This window comes from Streptomyces sp. CB03234 (assembly GCF_001905885.1).
Lineage (GTDB): Bacteria > Actinomycetota > Actinomycetes > Streptomycetales > Streptomycetaceae > Streptomyces.
Window position 1 is genome coordinate 1 of sequence record NZ_LIYH01000004.1, and the last position, 15,811, is coordinate 15,811.

Annotated in this window: 14 protein-coding genes and 1 riboswitch; of the genes, 11 read left to right on the forward strand and 3 right to left on the reverse strand. The window is 70.1% G+C overall.

What is annotated here, in order from left to right:
- The first annotated feature begins 156 nt into the window (after positions 1-156).
- From AMK26_RS17105 to AMK26_RS17150, 10 genes are all read left to right on the forward strand, one after another.
- On the forward strand, positions 157-765 hold the full coding sequence (locus tag AMK26_RS17105) for a CDP-alcohol phosphatidyltransferase family protein (protein WP_073755560.1): 609 nt from the start codon (positions 157-159) through the stop codon (positions 763-765).
- A gap of 119 nt (positions 766-884) precedes the next feature.
- The gene (locus AMK26_RS17110) at positions 885-3,380 is read left to right on the forward strand and encodes a mannose-1-phosphate guanyltransferase (protein WP_073755561.1); all 2,496 of its coding nucleotides are present in this window, start codon (positions 885-887) and stop codon (positions 3,378-3,380) included.
- A 103-nt stretch (positions 3,381-3,483) separates the two neighbouring features.
- Positions 3,484-4,413, forward strand: a complete 930-nt coding sequence (locus tag AMK26_RS17115) for a DUF881 domain-containing protein (RefSeq protein WP_073755562.1) — start codon at positions 3,484-3,486, stop codon at positions 4,411-4,413.
- Positions 4,410-4,742, forward strand: a complete 333-nt coding sequence (locus AMK26_RS17120) for a small basic family protein (protein ID WP_064068997.1) — start codon at positions 4,410-4,412, stop codon at positions 4,740-4,742. Before AMK26_RS17115 ends, AMK26_RS17120 begins: the two co-directional genes overlap by 4 nt.
- 5 nt (positions 4,743-4,747) lie before the next feature.
- The gene (locus tag AMK26_RS17125) at positions 4,748-5,518 is read left to right on the forward strand and encodes a DUF881 domain-containing protein (protein WP_073755563.1); all 771 of its coding nucleotides are present in this window, start codon (positions 4,748-4,750) and stop codon (positions 5,516-5,518) included.
- A 274-nt stretch (positions 5,519-5,792) separates the two neighbouring features.
- Positions 5,793-6,566, forward strand: a complete 774-nt coding sequence (locus AMK26_RS17130) for an FHA domain-containing protein (protein ID WP_073755564.1) — start codon at positions 5,793-5,795, stop codon at positions 6,564-6,566.
- Between the two features lie 17 nt (positions 6,567-6,583).
- Entirely contained in the window at positions 6,584-7,330 is a 747-nt protein-coding gene (gene ftsR / locus AMK26_RS17135; protein WP_073755565.1) for a transcriptional regulator FtsR, read from the forward strand.
- A 53-nt stretch (positions 7,331-7,383) separates the two neighbouring features.
- Positions 7,384-7,857 (forward strand): bifunctional nuclease family protein, encoded by a 474-nt coding sequence (locus tag AMK26_RS17140; protein ID WP_004002801.1) that lies wholly within the window; start codon positions 7,384-7,386, stop codon positions 7,855-7,857.
- 277 nt (positions 7,858-8,134) lie between these two features.
- Positions 8,135-8,869 (forward strand): MerR family transcriptional regulator, encoded by a 735-nt coding sequence (locus AMK26_RS17145; RefSeq protein WP_073755566.1) that lies wholly within the window; start codon positions 8,135-8,137, stop codon positions 8,867-8,869.
- 60 nt (positions 8,870-8,929) lie between these two features.
- The gene (locus AMK26_RS17150; protein ID WP_073755567.1) at positions 8,930-10,795 is read left to right on the forward strand and encodes a DNA polymerase IV; all 1,866 of its coding nucleotides are present in this window, start codon (positions 8,930-8,932) and stop codon (positions 10,793-10,795) included.
- Here the strand turns inward: AMK26_RS17150 and AMK26_RS17155 are convergent.
- On the reverse strand, positions 10,723-11,088 hold the full coding sequence (locus AMK26_RS17155) for a PRC-barrel domain-containing protein (protein ID WP_198944093.1): 366 nt from the start codon (positions 11,086-11,088) through the stop codon (positions 10,723-10,725). The two genes, AMK26_RS17150 and AMK26_RS17155, sit on opposite strands and share 73 nt — an antisense overlap.
- Before the next feature lie 114 nt (positions 11,089-11,202).
- Positions 11,203-11,302: riboswitch (glycine riboswitch) on the forward strand.
- A gap of 179 nt (positions 11,303-11,481) precedes the next feature.
- Here AMK26_RS17155 and gcvP point away from each other — a divergent pair.
- The gene (gene gcvP / locus AMK26_RS17160) at positions 11,482-14,370 is read left to right on the forward strand and encodes an aminomethyl-transferring glycine dehydrogenase (protein ID WP_073755569.1); all 2,889 of its coding nucleotides are present in this window, start codon (positions 11,482-11,484) and stop codon (positions 14,368-14,370) included.
- A gap of 70 nt (positions 14,371-14,440) precedes the next feature.
- Here gcvP and AMK26_RS17165 read toward each other — a convergent pair whose 3' ends face one another.
- Positions 14,441-14,647, reverse strand: coding sequence for a DUF5999 family protein (locus tag AMK26_RS17165; protein WP_073755570.1), 207 nt, complete (start codon positions 14,645-14,647; stop codon positions 14,441-14,443).
- Positions 14,648-14,898: 251 nt separating this feature from the next.
- The gene (locus AMK26_RS17170; RefSeq protein WP_073755571.1) at positions 14,899-15,492 is read right to left on the reverse strand and encodes a hypothetical protein; all 594 of its coding nucleotides are present in this window, start codon (positions 15,490-15,492) and stop codon (positions 14,899-14,901) included.
- Positions 15,493-15,811 lie beyond the last annotated feature (319 nt).

The following is a 15,811-nucleotide window of genomic DNA, read 5'->3' on the forward strand; positions in this document are numbered from 1 at the left end:
CGAACAATTATTGAGCCTCAGGCCCCGGACTTTGTCCGGGGCCTGAGGCTTTTCTGCGTTTCATAGAGGGGTCCAGCTACCCCTGTGCGTCGGGGCCCCTCGGCTGACGGTAAAGTCAGGGGGCATCGTTGGCACGTTTCCACAGGAGGCACCCGGGTGGAGGTTCAGGAGACTCGCGTTCAGACGGACCGGGTCCTCACCATCCCCAACATCCTCAGCATGGCCCGCCTCGCGGGCGTGCCGCTGTTCCTGTGGCTGATTCTCCGTCCCGAGTTCGGCGGGCCGAAGAGCGACGGCTGGGCGCTGCTCGTGCTGATGCTCAGCGGTGTCAGCGACTACCTCGACGGCAAGCTCGCCCGGCGCTGGAATCAGATCAGCAGCCTGGGGCGGCTCCTCGACCCGGCGGCTGACCGGCTCTACATCCTTTCCACCCTTCTCGGGCTGACATGGCGTGAGATCCTGCCGCTCTGGCTGACCGTGGCTCTTCTGGCCCGGGAGCTGATGCTCCTGGTGATGGTGGGAATCCTCCGCCGGCACGGGTATCCGCCGCCGCAGGTGAACTTCCTGGGCAAGGCGGCGACGTTCAACTTGATGTACGCCTTCCCGCTCCTGCTGCTCAGTGACGGGACCGGATGGCTTTCGTCACTCGCTGAAGTTTTCGGGTGGGCGTTCGCCGGATGGGGTACAACTCTCTATTGGTGGGCAGGGATCCTCTATGTGGTCCAGGTCCGCCGACTTGTCAAGGCGGATACCGTGGCCGATTGAGCCTGTCTGTGCGGTGTCGTGCAGCGATTGACAGTGTCTGTGTTTGTTGTGAGAAGACCACTGTCCCGGACGGGTGAAGTCGGCTTGACCGTCGTCTCTGCAAGGAGGACGCTTCCGACATGAAGGCCGTCGTTATGGCCGGTGGCGAAGGAACTCGACTTCGCCCCATGACCTCAAGCATGCCCAAGCCGCTCCTGCCGGTCGCCAACCGGCCGATCATGGAGCACGTGCTTCGGCTGCTCAAACGGCACGGGCTCAATGAGACCGTGGTGACCGTGCAGTTCCTCGCCTCACTCGTAAAGAACTACTTCGGTGACGGCGAAGAGCTCGGCATGGAACTGACCTATGCCAACGAGGAGAAGCCACTCGGCACTGCGGGAAGTGTCAAGAATGCCGAGGAGGCGCTGAAGGACGATGCCTTCCTCGTCATCTCCGGTGATGCGCTCACGGATTTCGACCTGACCGACCTCATCGCGTTCCACAAGGAAAAGGGCGCGATGGTAACGGTGTGCTTGACCCGGGTGCCGAATCCGCTGGAATTCGGTATCACGATCGTGGACGAGGAAGGGAAGGTGGAGCGCTTCCTGGAGAAGCCCACGTGGGGGCAGGTCTTCTCCGACACGGTCAACACGGGCATCTACGTCATGGAGCCCGAGGTCTTCGACTACGTCGAAGCGGACGTTCCGGTCGACTGGTCCGGGGATGTCTTCCCGCAGCTCATGAAGGAAGGCAAGCCGATTTACGGCTATGTCGCCGAGGGCTACTGGGAGGATGTCGGCACCCACGAGAGCTACGTCAAGGCACAGGCCGACGTCCTCGAGGGGAAGGTCGACGTCGAACTCGACGGCTTCGAGATCTCTCCCGGTGTGTGGGTGGCCGAGGGCGCGGAGGTGCACCCCGACGCGGTGCTTCGCGGGCCTCTCTACATCGGTGACTACGCCAAGGTCGAGGCCGGTGTGGAGATCCGCGAGCATACTGTCGTCGGGTCGAACGTGGTCGTGAAGAGCGGCGCTTTCCTGCATAAAGCGGTTGTTCACGACAACGTCTACATCGGGCAGCACAGCAATCTCCGCGGCTGTGTGATCGGCAAGAACACCGACATCATGCGGGCCGCGCGGATCGAGGACGGAGCGGTCATCGGCGACGAGTGCCTCGTCGGTGAGGAATCGATCGTCCAGGGCAATGTCCGGGTCTACCCGTTCAAGACCATCGAGGCCGGCGCGTTCGTCAACACCTCGGTCATCTGGGAATCGCGTGGGCAGGCGCATCTTTTCGGGGCGCGAGGCGTCTCCGGGATCCTGAACGTGGAGATCACACCCGAGCTGGCGGTACGGCTGGCCGGGGCGTATGCGACGACGCTCAAGAAGGGCGCCACGGTCACCACGGCACGTGACCACTCCCGAGGCGCGCGGGCGCTGAAGCGGGCGGTCATCTCCGCGCTGCAGGCCAGCGCCATCGACGTACGCGACCTGGAGAACGTGCCGCTGCCGGTCGCGCGGCAGCAGACGGCCCGGGGAAGCGCCGGCGGCATCATGATCCGGACGACGCCGGGCGTGCCCGACTCGGTGGACATCATGTTCTTCGACGAGCGGGGCGCCGACCTGTCCCAGGCGGGGCAGCGGAAGCTGGACCGGGTGTACGCGCGCCAGGAGTACCGGCGGGCGTTCCCGGGCGAGATCGGCGACCTGAGCTTCCCGTCCAGTGTCTTCGACTCGTACACCGGGTCCCTGCTCCGGAATGTCGACACCACGGGGATCTCCGACTCAGGCCTCAAGGTCGTCGTCGACGCGTCCAACGGAAGTGCCGGGCTCGTTCTGCCCAGCCTCCTCGGACGGCTCGGGGTGGACGCGCTGACGATCAACCCCGGGCTGGACGAGTCGCGGCCCACCGAGTCCGCCGAGTCCCGGCGTGCCGGGCTGGTGCGGCTGGGCGAGATAGTGGCGTCGGCGCGTGCGGCGTTCGGGGTGCGGTTCGACACGGTCGGCGAGCGGCTGTCGCTCGTCGACGAGCGCGGCCGGATCATCGAGGACGACCGGGCGCTTCTGGTGCTGCTGGACCTGGTGGCCGCCGAGCGGCGCAGCGGTCGGGTGGCGCTGCCGGTGACGACCACGAGGATCGCCGAGCAGGTCGCGGCGTACCACGGCACGCAGGTGGACTGGACGACGACGTCTCCGGACGACCTGACTCGGGTCGGCCGGGAGGAGTCGACGATCTTCGGCGGGGACGGCCGCGGTGGCTTCATCGTCCCCGAGTTCAGCAGCGTTTTCGACGGTACGGCGGCGTTCGTGCGGCTGATCGGGCTGGTGGCGCGTACGCAGCTCACGCTCAGCCAGATCGACGCGCGCATTCCCCGTGCGCATGTGCTGAAGCGGGACCTGGCGACGCCGTGGGCCGTCAAGGGCCTGGTGATGCGGCGGGTCGTGGAAGCGGCCGGGGACCGGCACGTGGACACGACCGACGGCGTACGCGTCGTCGAGGCCGACGGCCGGTGGGTGATGGTGCTGCCCGACCCGGCCGAGGCCGTCACGCATCTGTGGGCGGAAGGTCCGGACGACGCGTCCGCGACGGCGCTGCTGGACGAGTGGGCGGCCGTGGTGGACAGCGCGGGCCGCTGACGCCGTCGTAGTGCCGTGTGCCGGGAGGCGTCCGCAGGGCGTCTCCCGGCACACCGGTGGGGCCATTCGGCGGTAGCCCCTCCGACGTGCGACGATGTGCGGCATGTCGCAGCAGCCCCCCGTTCGGAGTACCGGCTCCCCGCCTCCGCGTCCCGACGCGTCCATGTCGCTGCTGACCAATGTGATGGACCACGCGCTCGACGACGGGTACGCGGAGGCCTCGGCCCGCAGGGACGCCGAGGGCGGCGGCCTGCCCCGTACGCTGCGCGCCAAGCTGGGGCTGGCGGCCGGACTCGTGCTGGCCGCGCTCGTGGTCACGCTGGGTGCCGCGCAGGCGCGGATATCGGCACCGGTGGTGGCGAAGGAGCGCGAGGAGCTCATCGACCGTATCGAGTCGGAGACCTCGGCGGCGGACGGCCTGGAGAAGGACATCGAGGCGCTGCGTACCGAGGTGGGGGAGCGGCAGCGCAGGGCGCTGCAGCAGCACGGTGGGGACCAGGGGCAGCTCGTGGCGCTGCTGTCGGGGGCGACGCCGGTGCGGGGGCCGGGCGTCAAGCTCGTCGTCGACGATGCCAAGGACACCGACGGGGGCGGCGGCGGGCCGCGGGAGAGCAGCGGTTTCGCCGATACGGGCCGGGTTCGTGACCGTGACATGCAGCGGGTCGTCAACGGACTGTGGCAGGCGGGAGCGGAAGCCATCGCCATCAATGGGCAGCGCCTGACCGCCCTGTCTGCGATCCGCGCGGCGGGCGACGCCATACTGGTCGACAACAAGCCGCTGGTGCCGCCGTACACGGTGCTGGCGGTAGGGGACGGAAAAAAGCTGCGTACGACGTTCCAGGACAGCGCCGACGGGCAGTACCTGCACGTGCTGCAGGAGAACTTCGGTATCCGCACCAGCATTTCGGACCAGGGCGAGGTGCGTCTGCCGGCGGCGCCGAGCCTGATCGTACGTACAGCACAGCCGGGCAGCGCCGGATCCGCAGCGGGTGACGGGCAGGGCGCGGCCGAGACAGGGAAGGGCACATCTTGATCGCCGTACTGGGCCTCGTCGTGGGAGTCGTGGTCGGACTGTTCATCCGGCCCGAGGTGCCGGCGGTGGTCGAGCCCTATCTGCCGATCGCCGTCGTGGCCGCCCTGGACGCGGTCTTCGGCGGCTTGCGGGCCATGCTCGACGGGATCTTCGTCGACAAGGTCTTCGTCGTCTCCTTCCTGTCGAACGTCGTCGTGGCCGCGCTGATCGTGTTCCTCGGCGACAAGCTGGGTGTCGGCGCACAGCTGTCCACGGGTGTGGTGGTCGTGCTCGGCATCCGGATCTTCTCCAACGCCGCCGCCATCCGGCGGCATGTGTTCCGGGCGTGAGGCCGATGAGCGACGAACAGACACCGAATCCGGAGCCGGCCGAGGACCAGAAGCCGCAGACCGGGCGGCAGCGGCTGCTCGCGGGCCTGTGGCCGCCGCGCGTGACGCGGGCCCAACTCATCGTGGCCGTGCTGCTGTTCGGGCTGGGACTGGGCCTGGCCATCCAGGTCCGCTCGACCAGTGACACCGGCGCCCTGCGCGGCGCCCGCCAGGAGGACCTGGTGCGCATCCTGGACGAGCTCGACGACCGTACGCAGCGCCTGGAGGACGAGAAAGCGCGTCTGGAGGACCAGCGTACGGAGCTGGAGAACAGTTCGGACCAGGCGGAAGAGGCACGCAAGCAGACGCTGGAGAAGGAGCGTCAGCTGGGCATCCTGGCCGGCACGGTCGCGGCCCAGGGGCCCGGGATCACGCTCACCATCGACGACGGCGCCGGGGCCGTCGAGTCGGACATGCTGCTCGACGCCATCCAGGAGCTGCGGGCGGCGGGAGCGGAAGCGATCCAGGTCAATGGCGTCCGGGTCGTCGCCGACTCGTACTTCTCCGGTGACGCCGGTGACATAGAGGTGGACGGCCGGAGGATCAAGGCACCGTACCGCTTCAAGGTCATCGGGAAACCCCAGGATCTCGAACCGGCGCTGAACATCCCGGGCGGCGTCGTGCAGACGCTGGAGAAGGAGCAGGCCACCGCCACGGTGACCCGGTCGCAGAAGATCGTCGTGGACGCCTTGCGACCGGCGGAGCGGCCTGACTACGCTCGGTCGTCGTCGCAGTGAGGCGGGGGTACATGGGGGTTACGCGGCAAGGACCTGTCGGAGGCGGTGCGCCGGACCGAGGAGCGGGGTCCGGCGTGCGCGGTCGCATCGCGGGAACCGGAAGACAGGTGCCAGGACGTGAGGTTGCGGGGGGTCGGCGCATCACACACGTGGTGCGTGATGGAAACTGTCCGGAGGATACGGACGTTGTGATGATGTCCGGGTCGGCAGGTGTGTTCATTCAGGGTTCGTCCTGCCCCACGGGCGGGTCTGTTTCGTTCAAGGGGAATCGCCCGTGAAGTTGTTTGCGAAGTTGTTCGGCAAGAGCGCACGCGAGGACGGCAGCAGCACTGCCAGGCATCGCGCGCCGCGCCATGGCCAGAGTGAGGAGCAGGGCGGCGAGCGCCCGCTGTTCCGTGACGAGGTCGCCGGTCCGGGCGGTGTTCCGGGGGGTCAGGGCGCGTCTGTTGACCCTGCCGGTTCCGGCCGCATAGGTTTCGGGGAACCATCGACCTCGAGTACGGGTGGAGACTCGTCCATGCCGGTTTGTACGAGGTGCGGGCACCGTAACGCTGAGGCGAGCCGGTTCTGCTCCAACTGCGGTGCGCCGCTGCGAGGGGGTGCCCCCGCGGAGCGCGCGTCCGAGACGACGTCGACGATCTCGATCTCCGGCCTGGAGGCGTACGACTCCGAGGTCACCGGCCAGACGCAGCTGCCGTCGCTGTCTCCCGAGGCGCAGGCGGCCGTCGAGGCGCTGCCGCTCGGTTCGGCGCTCCTGGTGGTGCGGCGCGGTCCGAACTCGGGCAGCCGCTTCCTGCTGGACAGTGACCTGACCACGGCCGGGCGGCACCCGCAGAGCGACATCTTCCTGGACGACGTGACCGTGTCGCGGCGCCATGTGGAGTTCCGCAGGTCGCCCGACGGCAGCTTCACCGTCTCGGACGTCGGCAGCCTCAACGGCACCTACGTCAACCGTGAGCGGATCGACTCGGTTCCGCTGTCGAACGGCGACGAGGTGCAGATCGGCAAGTACCGGCTGGTCTTCTACGCGAGCCAGCGGGGCGTGTGACCCGGCAGGGGAGGCCCATGCTGCGAACCACGACAGGCGGTGCCGGAAACGGCACCGCCGGCGCGGCTGATCAGCTGGTGAGCATCGGGACGGTGCTCAATCAGCTGCGCGAGGAGTTTCCCGAAGTCACCATCTCCAAGATCAGGTTCCTGGAGGCGGAGGGGCTCGTCGAGCCGCAGCGGACGGCTTCCGGATACCGGAAGTTCAGCCCACGGGATGTGGAGCGGCTGGCGCGCATCCTCCGGATGCAGCGGGATCACTATCTGCCGTTGAAGGTGATCCGGGAACATCTGGACGCCGTGGAGCGGGGCGAGCAGGTGGAGCTGCCGGCCGCCCCCCAGCGTGAGCCCCTGGAAGGCGGCCCGTGGGAGGCCGCAGTGCAGGACCGGCCGACCGCTGCCCGGGTGGGCAGGGCGGAGCTCCTGGCCGCGGCGGGGGCCGGCGAGGAGGAACTCGCCGAGTGGGAGTCGTACGGACTCGTGGTGCAGGGCGTGGACGGCGGGTACGACGCCGAGGCCGTGACGGTCGCGAAACTTGTCGCGGAACTGGGGAGATTCGGTCTGGAACCGCGGCATCTGCGGGCGGTGAAAGCCGCCGCCGAGCGGGAGGCGGGGCTGGTCGAGCAGGTGGTCGCGCCGCTGCGCCGGCACCGTAATCCGCAGACCAGAGCCCATGCCGAGGCGACGGCGAAGGAGCTGGCGGCACTGTCCGTACGGCTGCACGCGGCGCTGGTGCAGACGGCCCTCGGTATCCGCTTGCACTGATCTTGACAGAGCCCGACTATCCAAATCGGTCCGGCACGTCCTAGGGTTGCAATGTGAACGAGCTCGATGTTGTCGGTGTCCGGGTGGAAATGCCGTCCAACCAGCCGATCGTGCTCCTGCGTGAAGTGGGAGGCGACCGGTACCTCCCGATCTGGATCGGTCCGGGGGAGGCGACGGCGATCGCTTTCGCGCAGCAGGGCATGGCTCCCGCCCGGCCTCTCACGCATGACCTTTTCAAGGATGTGCTCGAGGCCGTGGGCCAGGAGCTGACCGAGGTCCGCATCACGGACCTGCGGGAAGGGGTCTTCTACGCGGAACTGGTCTTCGCCAGCGGCGTGGAGGTCAGCGCCAGGCCCTCCGACGCCATAGCGCTGGCCTTGCGCACGGGGACCCCGATCTACGGGAGTGACGGGGTGCTCGACGACGCGGGCATCGCCATCCCGGACGAGCAGGAGGACGAGGTGGAGAAGTTCCGCGAGTTCCTCGACCAGATCTCGCCCGAGGACTTCGGCACCAGCAGCCAGTGAGGCCGGTGCGGCCCGTGGGGCCCGTGGTGTAGGCCTGACCCTGCCCTCGTGTCGTCGGGGCGGTGTGCGTACGCGCCGTGCGCCCGGTGACGGACCCGCTGTGAGGGACGCGCTGTGAGGCATTTCCGCCCATTCGAGCATCCATTCCCGGATTCTGGATACGGGAAACCACTCTCAGGGTGATTATCACTCGGCGTGCCGAGTGTGGCGATCGTTGACGCACCCCGGGTGACTGCCTACCGTCGAGATGGCAGGTCAAGGACGGAGGGTCGGCGTGATGAGCAGCGGCGACGGTGCGACTGGGGGCCTCCCCGGACGAAGTCTGGGGAAGAGCGGGCCGTATCCGCTTCATGGGAGTGCGGCCGATCCGGCGCACACGAACGCGTCCGACAGGGCGAACGGAAGTGCGGCTGACCGGGTCCGTTCGGGTGTGGCCGGTGCGGGCGCCGGCACGGGGGGCGGTGCGGTGGGCGCGGTTGTCGGTGCGGCGCAGGGGCACCAGGACGAGACGGCTGCCGAGACGATCGGCTACCGCGGACCGACCGCGTGCGCGGCCGCCGGGATCACCTACCGGCAGCTCGACTACTGGGCGCGTACCGGACTGGTCGAGCCGAGCGTGCGGCCCGCGTACGGGTCGGGAACGCAGCGGCTCTACAGCTTCCGGGACGTGGTCGTCCTGAAGATCGTCAAGCGCTTCCTGGACACCGGTGTCGCACTCCAGAACATCCGCGCGGCCGTCCAGCACCTGCGGGCGCGAGGCTTTCGCGACCTGGAGCGGATGACGCTCATGAGCGACGGCGCGACGGTGTACGAGTGCTCGTCGCCGGACGAGGTCGTCGATCTGCTGCAGGGCGGCCAGGGGGTCTTCGGGATCGCCGTGGGCGTGGTGTGGCGGGACGTCGAGGCGGCACTGTCGCAGCTGCACGGGGAGCGCATCGACACCGGCGAGACGCTGGTCGGGCACAACCCGTCGGACGAGCTGGCGCGCCGGAGGCGTGACCGGGCCGTCTGACCACCTGGTCCGTACGTGTGTGCGGGGTGATTGTCAGTGGCGTAGGGCAGCATCGATGGTGTGAGAGCCGCGCCGACGATCCTGCATCTGGACATGGATGCCTTCTTCGCCGCCGCCGAGCAGGCGGCGAAGCCCAGTCTGCGCGGAAAGCCCGTGATCGTGGGCGGGCTGGGGCCGCGCGGGGTCGTCGCCACCGCCTCGTACGAAGCCCGGCGTTTCGGGGTGCATTCGGCGATGCCGATGGCGCAGGCGCGGCGGCTGGCGCCGAACGCCGCCTATCTGGTGCCCCGCTTCTCGCTCTACCGTGCGGTGAGCGAGCAGGTCATGGAGCTGCTGCGCGGGCTGTCGCCCCTCGTCGAGCCGCTGAGCCTGGACGAGGCCTTCGTGGACCTGGAGGCCGGTGGCTCGGCCCATGACGCCGTCGGCGCGCGGGCCGCCGGTGAGCAGCTGCGCAGGGACATCCACGCGGTCACGGGGCTTACCGGTTCGGTCGGCCTGGCCGGGTCCAAGATGCTCGCGAAGATCGCGTCGGAGGAGGCCAAGCCCGATGGGCTCGTGCTGATCGAGCCGGGCACGGAACGTGAGCTCCTCGGCCCCAAGTCGGTGCGGATCCTGCCGGGGGTCGGGCCGGCCACCGGAGAGCATCTGCGGCGGGCCGGGATGACGACGGTGGCGGACCTGGCGGCGGCGGGCGAGGACGAGCTCGTACGGCTGCTGGGGAGGGCGCACGGGGAGTCGCTGTACCGGATGGCCATGGGGTACGACGACCGGCCCGTCGTGGCGGAGCGGGACGCCAAGTCGGTGTCGGTGGAGGACACCTTCGACGTGGACCTGCACGACCGGGTGCGGGTGCGGATGGAGGTGGAGCGGCTGGCCGAGCGGTGCGTGCAGCGGCTGCGGGGCGCGGGCCGGTCGGGGCGGACGGTGGTGCTGAAGGTGCGGAGGTACGACTTCTCGACGCTGACCCGGTCCGAGACGCTGCGTGGGCCGACGGACGATCCGGTGGTGGTGCGTGAGGCGGCGGCCCGGCTCCTGGAGGCGGTCGACACGACGGGCGGGGTGCGGCTCCTTGGCGTGGGCGTCACGGGGCTGGCGGACTACACGCAGGAGGACCTGTTCGCGCAGGCGGCGGCGGAAGCGGCGGAGCGGGCGGTTGGGGAACGGGATGCCGTGGAGCGGGCGGGGGCGGCGGGGGCCGGGGTCCCGGCCGCGCACAGTGGGGCCGGGGGCACGGGCTCGGGGGAGTCCGGTGCCGTCGGCGGGCCCGGTGTGCCGGTGGGGCCTCCGGAGGTGGACGGGCGGGCCCGGCCGGGTGGCTCCGCGGGGGCGCCGCCCCGGCAGGGCGACGGGGTGGCCGCACCGCCGGCCGGCGAGTCGGGCGGGCGGCCGGAGGCGGCTCCTCCTGACTTGCGTGACCATGCCGGCCCTCGGCCGGGTGGCGGGCTGGGTGGGGCCGGAGGGGCTGACGATGGCGTTGTGGCGGCGGAGATCGGGCTGGGCGACCACGGGGGCCCGGGTGTCCAGGCGGCTTCCTCGGCGGGTGAGGGCCGTGTCGGCCCCGCCGGGGGCAGGCCGGTGTCCACGGCCGGTGAGGCCGGTGAGGCGGGCGGAACGGCCGGGCGCGCGGGTGCTGGGCCGGACAGCGCCAGGATGGCCGGTGGGGAGGCGCGGCGGTGGTCGGCCGGGGAGGACGTGCGGCACGCGCGGTACGGGGCCGGGTGGGTGCAGGGCAGCGGGCTGGGGCGCGTGACCGTGCGGTTCGAGGAGCCCGGTTCGGCGCCGGGGCGGGTGCGGACGTTCTGGGCCGACGATCCGGAGCTGGAGCCGTCGGATCCGCTGCCGCTCGTGCCGGGTCAGTCGTCCTGGCCGGCGAGCTTGCCGAAGTCGCGGTCCGTGGAGGGGGGTGGCGGGAGCGCGAGGCCGTAGTGGTGGTAGAGCTGGAGCTCCTGCTCGGGGGAGAGGTGGCGGCCGACGCCGAAGTCGGGGGCGTCCTTGATCAGGGCGCGGTCGTAGGGGATGTGCAGGCCGTCGTCCGCCAGTTCGCTGGGCTCCAGCGGGACGAACGCGTCGCGGCTGAAGAGGCCGGTTCGTACGGCGGCCCACTCGGGGGCGCCCGTCGCATCGTCCAGGTAGACCTCGTCGATGGTGCCGATCTTGTGGCCGTTGCGGTCGAAGGCCTTGCGGCCGATCAGGCTGCGCGGATCGATATCGGTCTGCACGGTCCCTCCAACTGGTCGCAACCGCTCTGTAAACACTACGAAAGTGCACATCGGTGACGTCGGCCACTCGAGGGATCGGGCGTGGACCACGCTGGTAGGCTGGCAGACGGCCGCTGACCCCGTGCGGGAGAGTCCTCCGGAGAAACCTTTCGGAGGCGCCGAAGGAGCAAATCCTCCCCGGAATCTCTCAGGCACCCGGTACCGCACGGATGAGGTCACTCTGGAAAGCAGGGCGGGCGTCGGACGGCATCCGCTCTCACCGACGGTGAAAGCCGGGCGGCACACAGGTGCGCCCGGTGAAGCTCTCAGGTTGAGATGACAGAGGGGGAGGCCGTCCGGGCACCCGCGCCGTGGTGCCCCTCGCAGGTCGTGACGACCAGGAGGCCTCCGCAGATGACCGCCAACCGTACTCCGCTCACCGAGCTTGAGCAGGGCATCCCCTTCGAGCAGCGGCACATCGGGCCCGACGACGAGGCCCGCGCCAAGATGCTCGCGCAGGTCGGCTACGGCTCGCTCGACGAGCTGACCGCCGCCGCCGTACCGGATGTGATCAAGAGCGCCGAGGCTCTCGGCCTGCCCGACGCGCGTACCGAGGCCGAGGTCCTGGCCGAGCTGCGTTCGCTGGCCGAGCGCAACCAGGTGCTCGCGCCGATGATCGGCCTCGGCTACTACGGCACGTTCACGCCGCCGGTCATCCTGCGCAACGTCATGGAGAACCCCGCCTGGTACACCGCGTACACGCCGTACCAGCCGGAAATCTCGCAGGGCCGCCTGGAGGCGCTGCTGAACTTCCAGACCATGGTCGCCGACCTGACCGGCCTGCCCACCTCCGGCGCCTCGCTGCTCGACGAGGGCACCGCCGCCGCCGAGGCCATGTCGCTGGCCCGCCGCGTCGGCAAGGTCAAGAACGGCGTCTTCCTGGTCGACGCCGACGCCCTGCCGCAGACCATCGCCGTCATCGAGACCCGCGCCGAGCCGACCGGCGTCGAGGTCGTCGTCGCCGACCTGAGCGAGGGCATCCCCGCCGAGATCGCCGAGCGCGGCGTGTTCGGTGTGCTGCTCCAGTACCCGGGCGCCTCCGGGGCCGTACGGGACATCAAGGCGGTCATCGACCGGGCCCACGAGCTCGGTGCGGTCGTGACGGTGGCGGCCGACCTGCTGGCGCTGACGCTGCTCACCTCGCCGGGCGAGCTGGGCGCCGACATCGCGGTCGGTACGACCCAGCGCTTCGGTGTGCCGATGGGCTTCGGCGGTCCGCACGCCGGCTACATGGCCGTACGTGAGACGTTCGCCCGCTCCCTGCCGGGCCGGCTCGTCGGCGTCTCCGTCGACGCGGACGGCAACAAGGCGTACCGGCTGGCGCTGCAGACCCGTGAGCAGCACATCCGCCGCGAGAAGGCGACCAGCAACATCTGCACCGCGCAGGTGCTGCTCGCCGTCATGGCTGGCATGTACGCCGTCTACCACGGCCCCGAGGGGCTCAAGCAGATCGCCCGGCGTGTCCACCGGTACGCGGTGATCCTCGCGGAGGGGCTGCGCGCCGGGGGTGCGGACGTCGTCCACGGCACCTTCTTCGACACCGTGACCGTCCGCGTGCCCGGCAAGGCCGCCGAGGCCGTCGCCGCCGCCCGCGAGAACGGGGTCAACCTCCGCCTCGTCGACGCCGACCACGTCTCCGTCGCCTGCGACGAGACCACCGGCCGCGCCCAGATCGCCGCCGTGTGGGACGCCTTCGGGGTGCGCGGCGACATCGACGCGCTGGACGCCGCCACGGCCGACGTGCTGCCCGAGGCGATGCTGCGCTCCGACCCGTACCTCACGCACCCCGTCTTCCACGCGCACCGCTCCGAGACGTCGATGCTGCGCTACCTGCGCAAGCTCGCCGACCGCGACTACGCGCTGGACCGTGGCATGATCCCGCTCGGCTCCTGCACGATGAAGCTGAACGCGACCGCCGAGATGGAGCCGGTCACCTGGCCGGAGTTCGCGCAGATCCACCCCTTCGCGCCGGTCGATCAGGCGCAGGGCTACCTGACCCTGATCCGTGAGCTGGAGGAGCGCCTCGCCGAGGTCACCGGCTACGACAAGGTCTCCATCCAGCCCAACGCCGGTTCGCAGGGCGAGCTGGCCGGTCTGCTCGCCGTCCGCGCGTACCACCGCGCCAACGGCGACGACCAGCGCACCGTCTGCCTGATCCCCTCCTCCGCGCACGGCACCAACGCCGCGAGCGCCGTGATGGCCGGGATGAAGGTCGTGGTGGTCAAGACCGCCGACGACGGCGAGATCGACGTCGAGGACCTGCGCGCCAAGATCGAGCAGTACCGCGACGAGCTGTCCGTGCTGATGATCACCTACCCGTCCACGCACGGCGTGTTCGAGGAGCACGTCGCGGACATCTGCGCCCAGGTGCACGAGGCGGGCGGCCAGGTGTACGTGGACGGCGCCAACCTCAACGCGCTGGTGGGCCTCGCGAAGCCGGGTGAGTTCGGCGGCGACGTCTCGCACCTGAACCTGCACAAGACGTTCTGCATCCCGCACGGCGGCGGCGGCCCCGGCGTCGGCCCGGTCGGCGTCCGGGCGCACCTCGCGCCGTACCTGCCCAACCACCCGCTCCAGCCGAGCGCCGGACCCGACACGGGCGTCGGCCCGATCTCGGCCGCCCCGTGGGGATCGGCCGGCATCCTGCCGATCTCCTGGGCGTACGTACGGCTCATGGGCGGCGAGGGACTCAAGCGCGCGACGCAGGTCGCCGTCCTCGCGGCCAACTACATCGCCAAGCGCCTGGAGCCGCACTACCCGGTGCTCTACACCGGCCCGGCCGGGCTCGTCGCCCACGAGTGCATCGTGGACCTGCGCCCGATCTCCAAGGCGACCGGTGTCAGCGTCGACGACATCGCCAAGCGGCTGATCGACTACGGCTTCCACGCACCGACCATGTCCTTCCCCGTGGCCGGCACGCTGATGATCGAGCCGACCGAGAGCGAGGACCTGACCGAACTCGACCGGTTCTGCGACACGATGATCGCGATTCGTGGAGAGATCGAGAAGGTCGCGTCGGGTGAGTGGCCCGCGGACGACAACCCGCTGCGCAACGCCCCGCACACGGCGGCCGCGCTGGGCGGCGGCGAGTGGACGCACGCGTACAGCCGTGAGGAGGCGGTCTTCCCGGCCGGTGTCTCGGCCGCGGACAAGTACTGGCCGCCGGTGCGCCGTATCGACGGGGCGTTCGGCGACCGGAACCTGGTCTGCTCCTGCCCGCCGCTGGACGAGTACGACAACTGACCCGCAGAGGTAAGGGCCGGTACGGGATGAATCCCGTACCGGCCCTTGTCGTGCGGTGGCGTGCCGTGCCTCAGGCGGCGGTCACGACCTTCGAGGTGCTCAGCGGCCGGTGCGGCGCGATGATCTGGCCGTCCGGCAGCAGTTCACCGGTGTCCTCGAAGAGCAGGACGCCGTTGCACAGCAGGCTCCAGCCCTGTTCCGGGTGGTGGGCCACCAGGCGGGCCGCCTCCCTGTCGGCGGAGTCGGCGGTCGGACAGGCTGGCTGGTGCTGGCACATGGGTTGGTTCTTTCGCTGCGGTGTGGTGTGTGTCCTGCGGCTCGATGCGGTGTTCATGGCCGCCCCCCGTTGTGTCGGTCGGTCCGTTCCCAGTGTTGCCCCACGGGCGTCAATCCGCAGGGATTTCGCGGCAGCGCTTCCTCCTCCTCAATGACGTGTCACCCGCCTGGATGGTTCAGGTCAACCACACCGTCCCTTCGGGTGGTTCGTGATGGCCGCACCGGGCTAGTCCGATAGGACTGGGGGAGTCATCACGCCGTTGACTCCAGCAGAGGTGGTGGCACCAGCCGCAGCGTCAGCACGGGCAGCAGGTCGGCGACGCGGTACGGCAGGTGCGCGGCGATTCCGGGGGGTGCGGGGGCCAGCGGGATCAGCAGGTCCGCGGGGGCCGGGGCGCCGGCGGCCGGGTCGGCCTCCGTGTCCTCGTGCAGCCACAGGGTCAGCATGTACAGCTCCGGTACGGACAGCAGGCGCGGCTGGTGGCCGGTCGCCATCGCCTCGGCCTGGCGTACGGCACGCTCCGTCGAGGCGAGATACGGGCCCTCGAAGAAGTGCGAGAACGCCCAGCCGTCCGGCGTGAGGATGGTGTCCGCGGCGGCGACGGGGCGGTCGCCGCCGCGGATCAGGAACCGCCAGCCGGCCAGTCGGGTACGCGGTGCACCGGCGGGCGGAACGACCTGGTCGCGCACGTCCAGTACGTGGACGGGCAGCGGGAGTTCGGGGCTCAGCGGTCCCTGGACGGACCGGAGAGCGGGCGTGTGGGCCTCGCGGACGGCGGGGGAACCGAGCGCCGCGAGGACACTGCGCAGGGCAGGCGCGGGGGCGGGGGAGACGTGGAGCGGCATGGTGGGTCGCCTCTCAGTCAAGAGACAGGGTGATGCGAGGGAAGGTGCGGACGGCAGTGTCAGCTTGGGGTCAGAGGGGGCCGATGGGCCGGGGCCGGGCGCGACTCTCTGCCTCGTTCGCGGAGTTTATACGACACGTGTTCACGCAATGTTTCCGCTAGCCGTCGGCGATATTACCGACAAGACCGAATCCGGTCTTTAATTTGCGGAGTTTCTGTGGATTTCCCGCACGGGCGGAGCCGCTGCCTGCGGCGTTGTCCGGCGCGCGGTAGGCCGAATGCCGCCGCTGTTTCGACCGGCTCGAGGCACCGGCCCGACC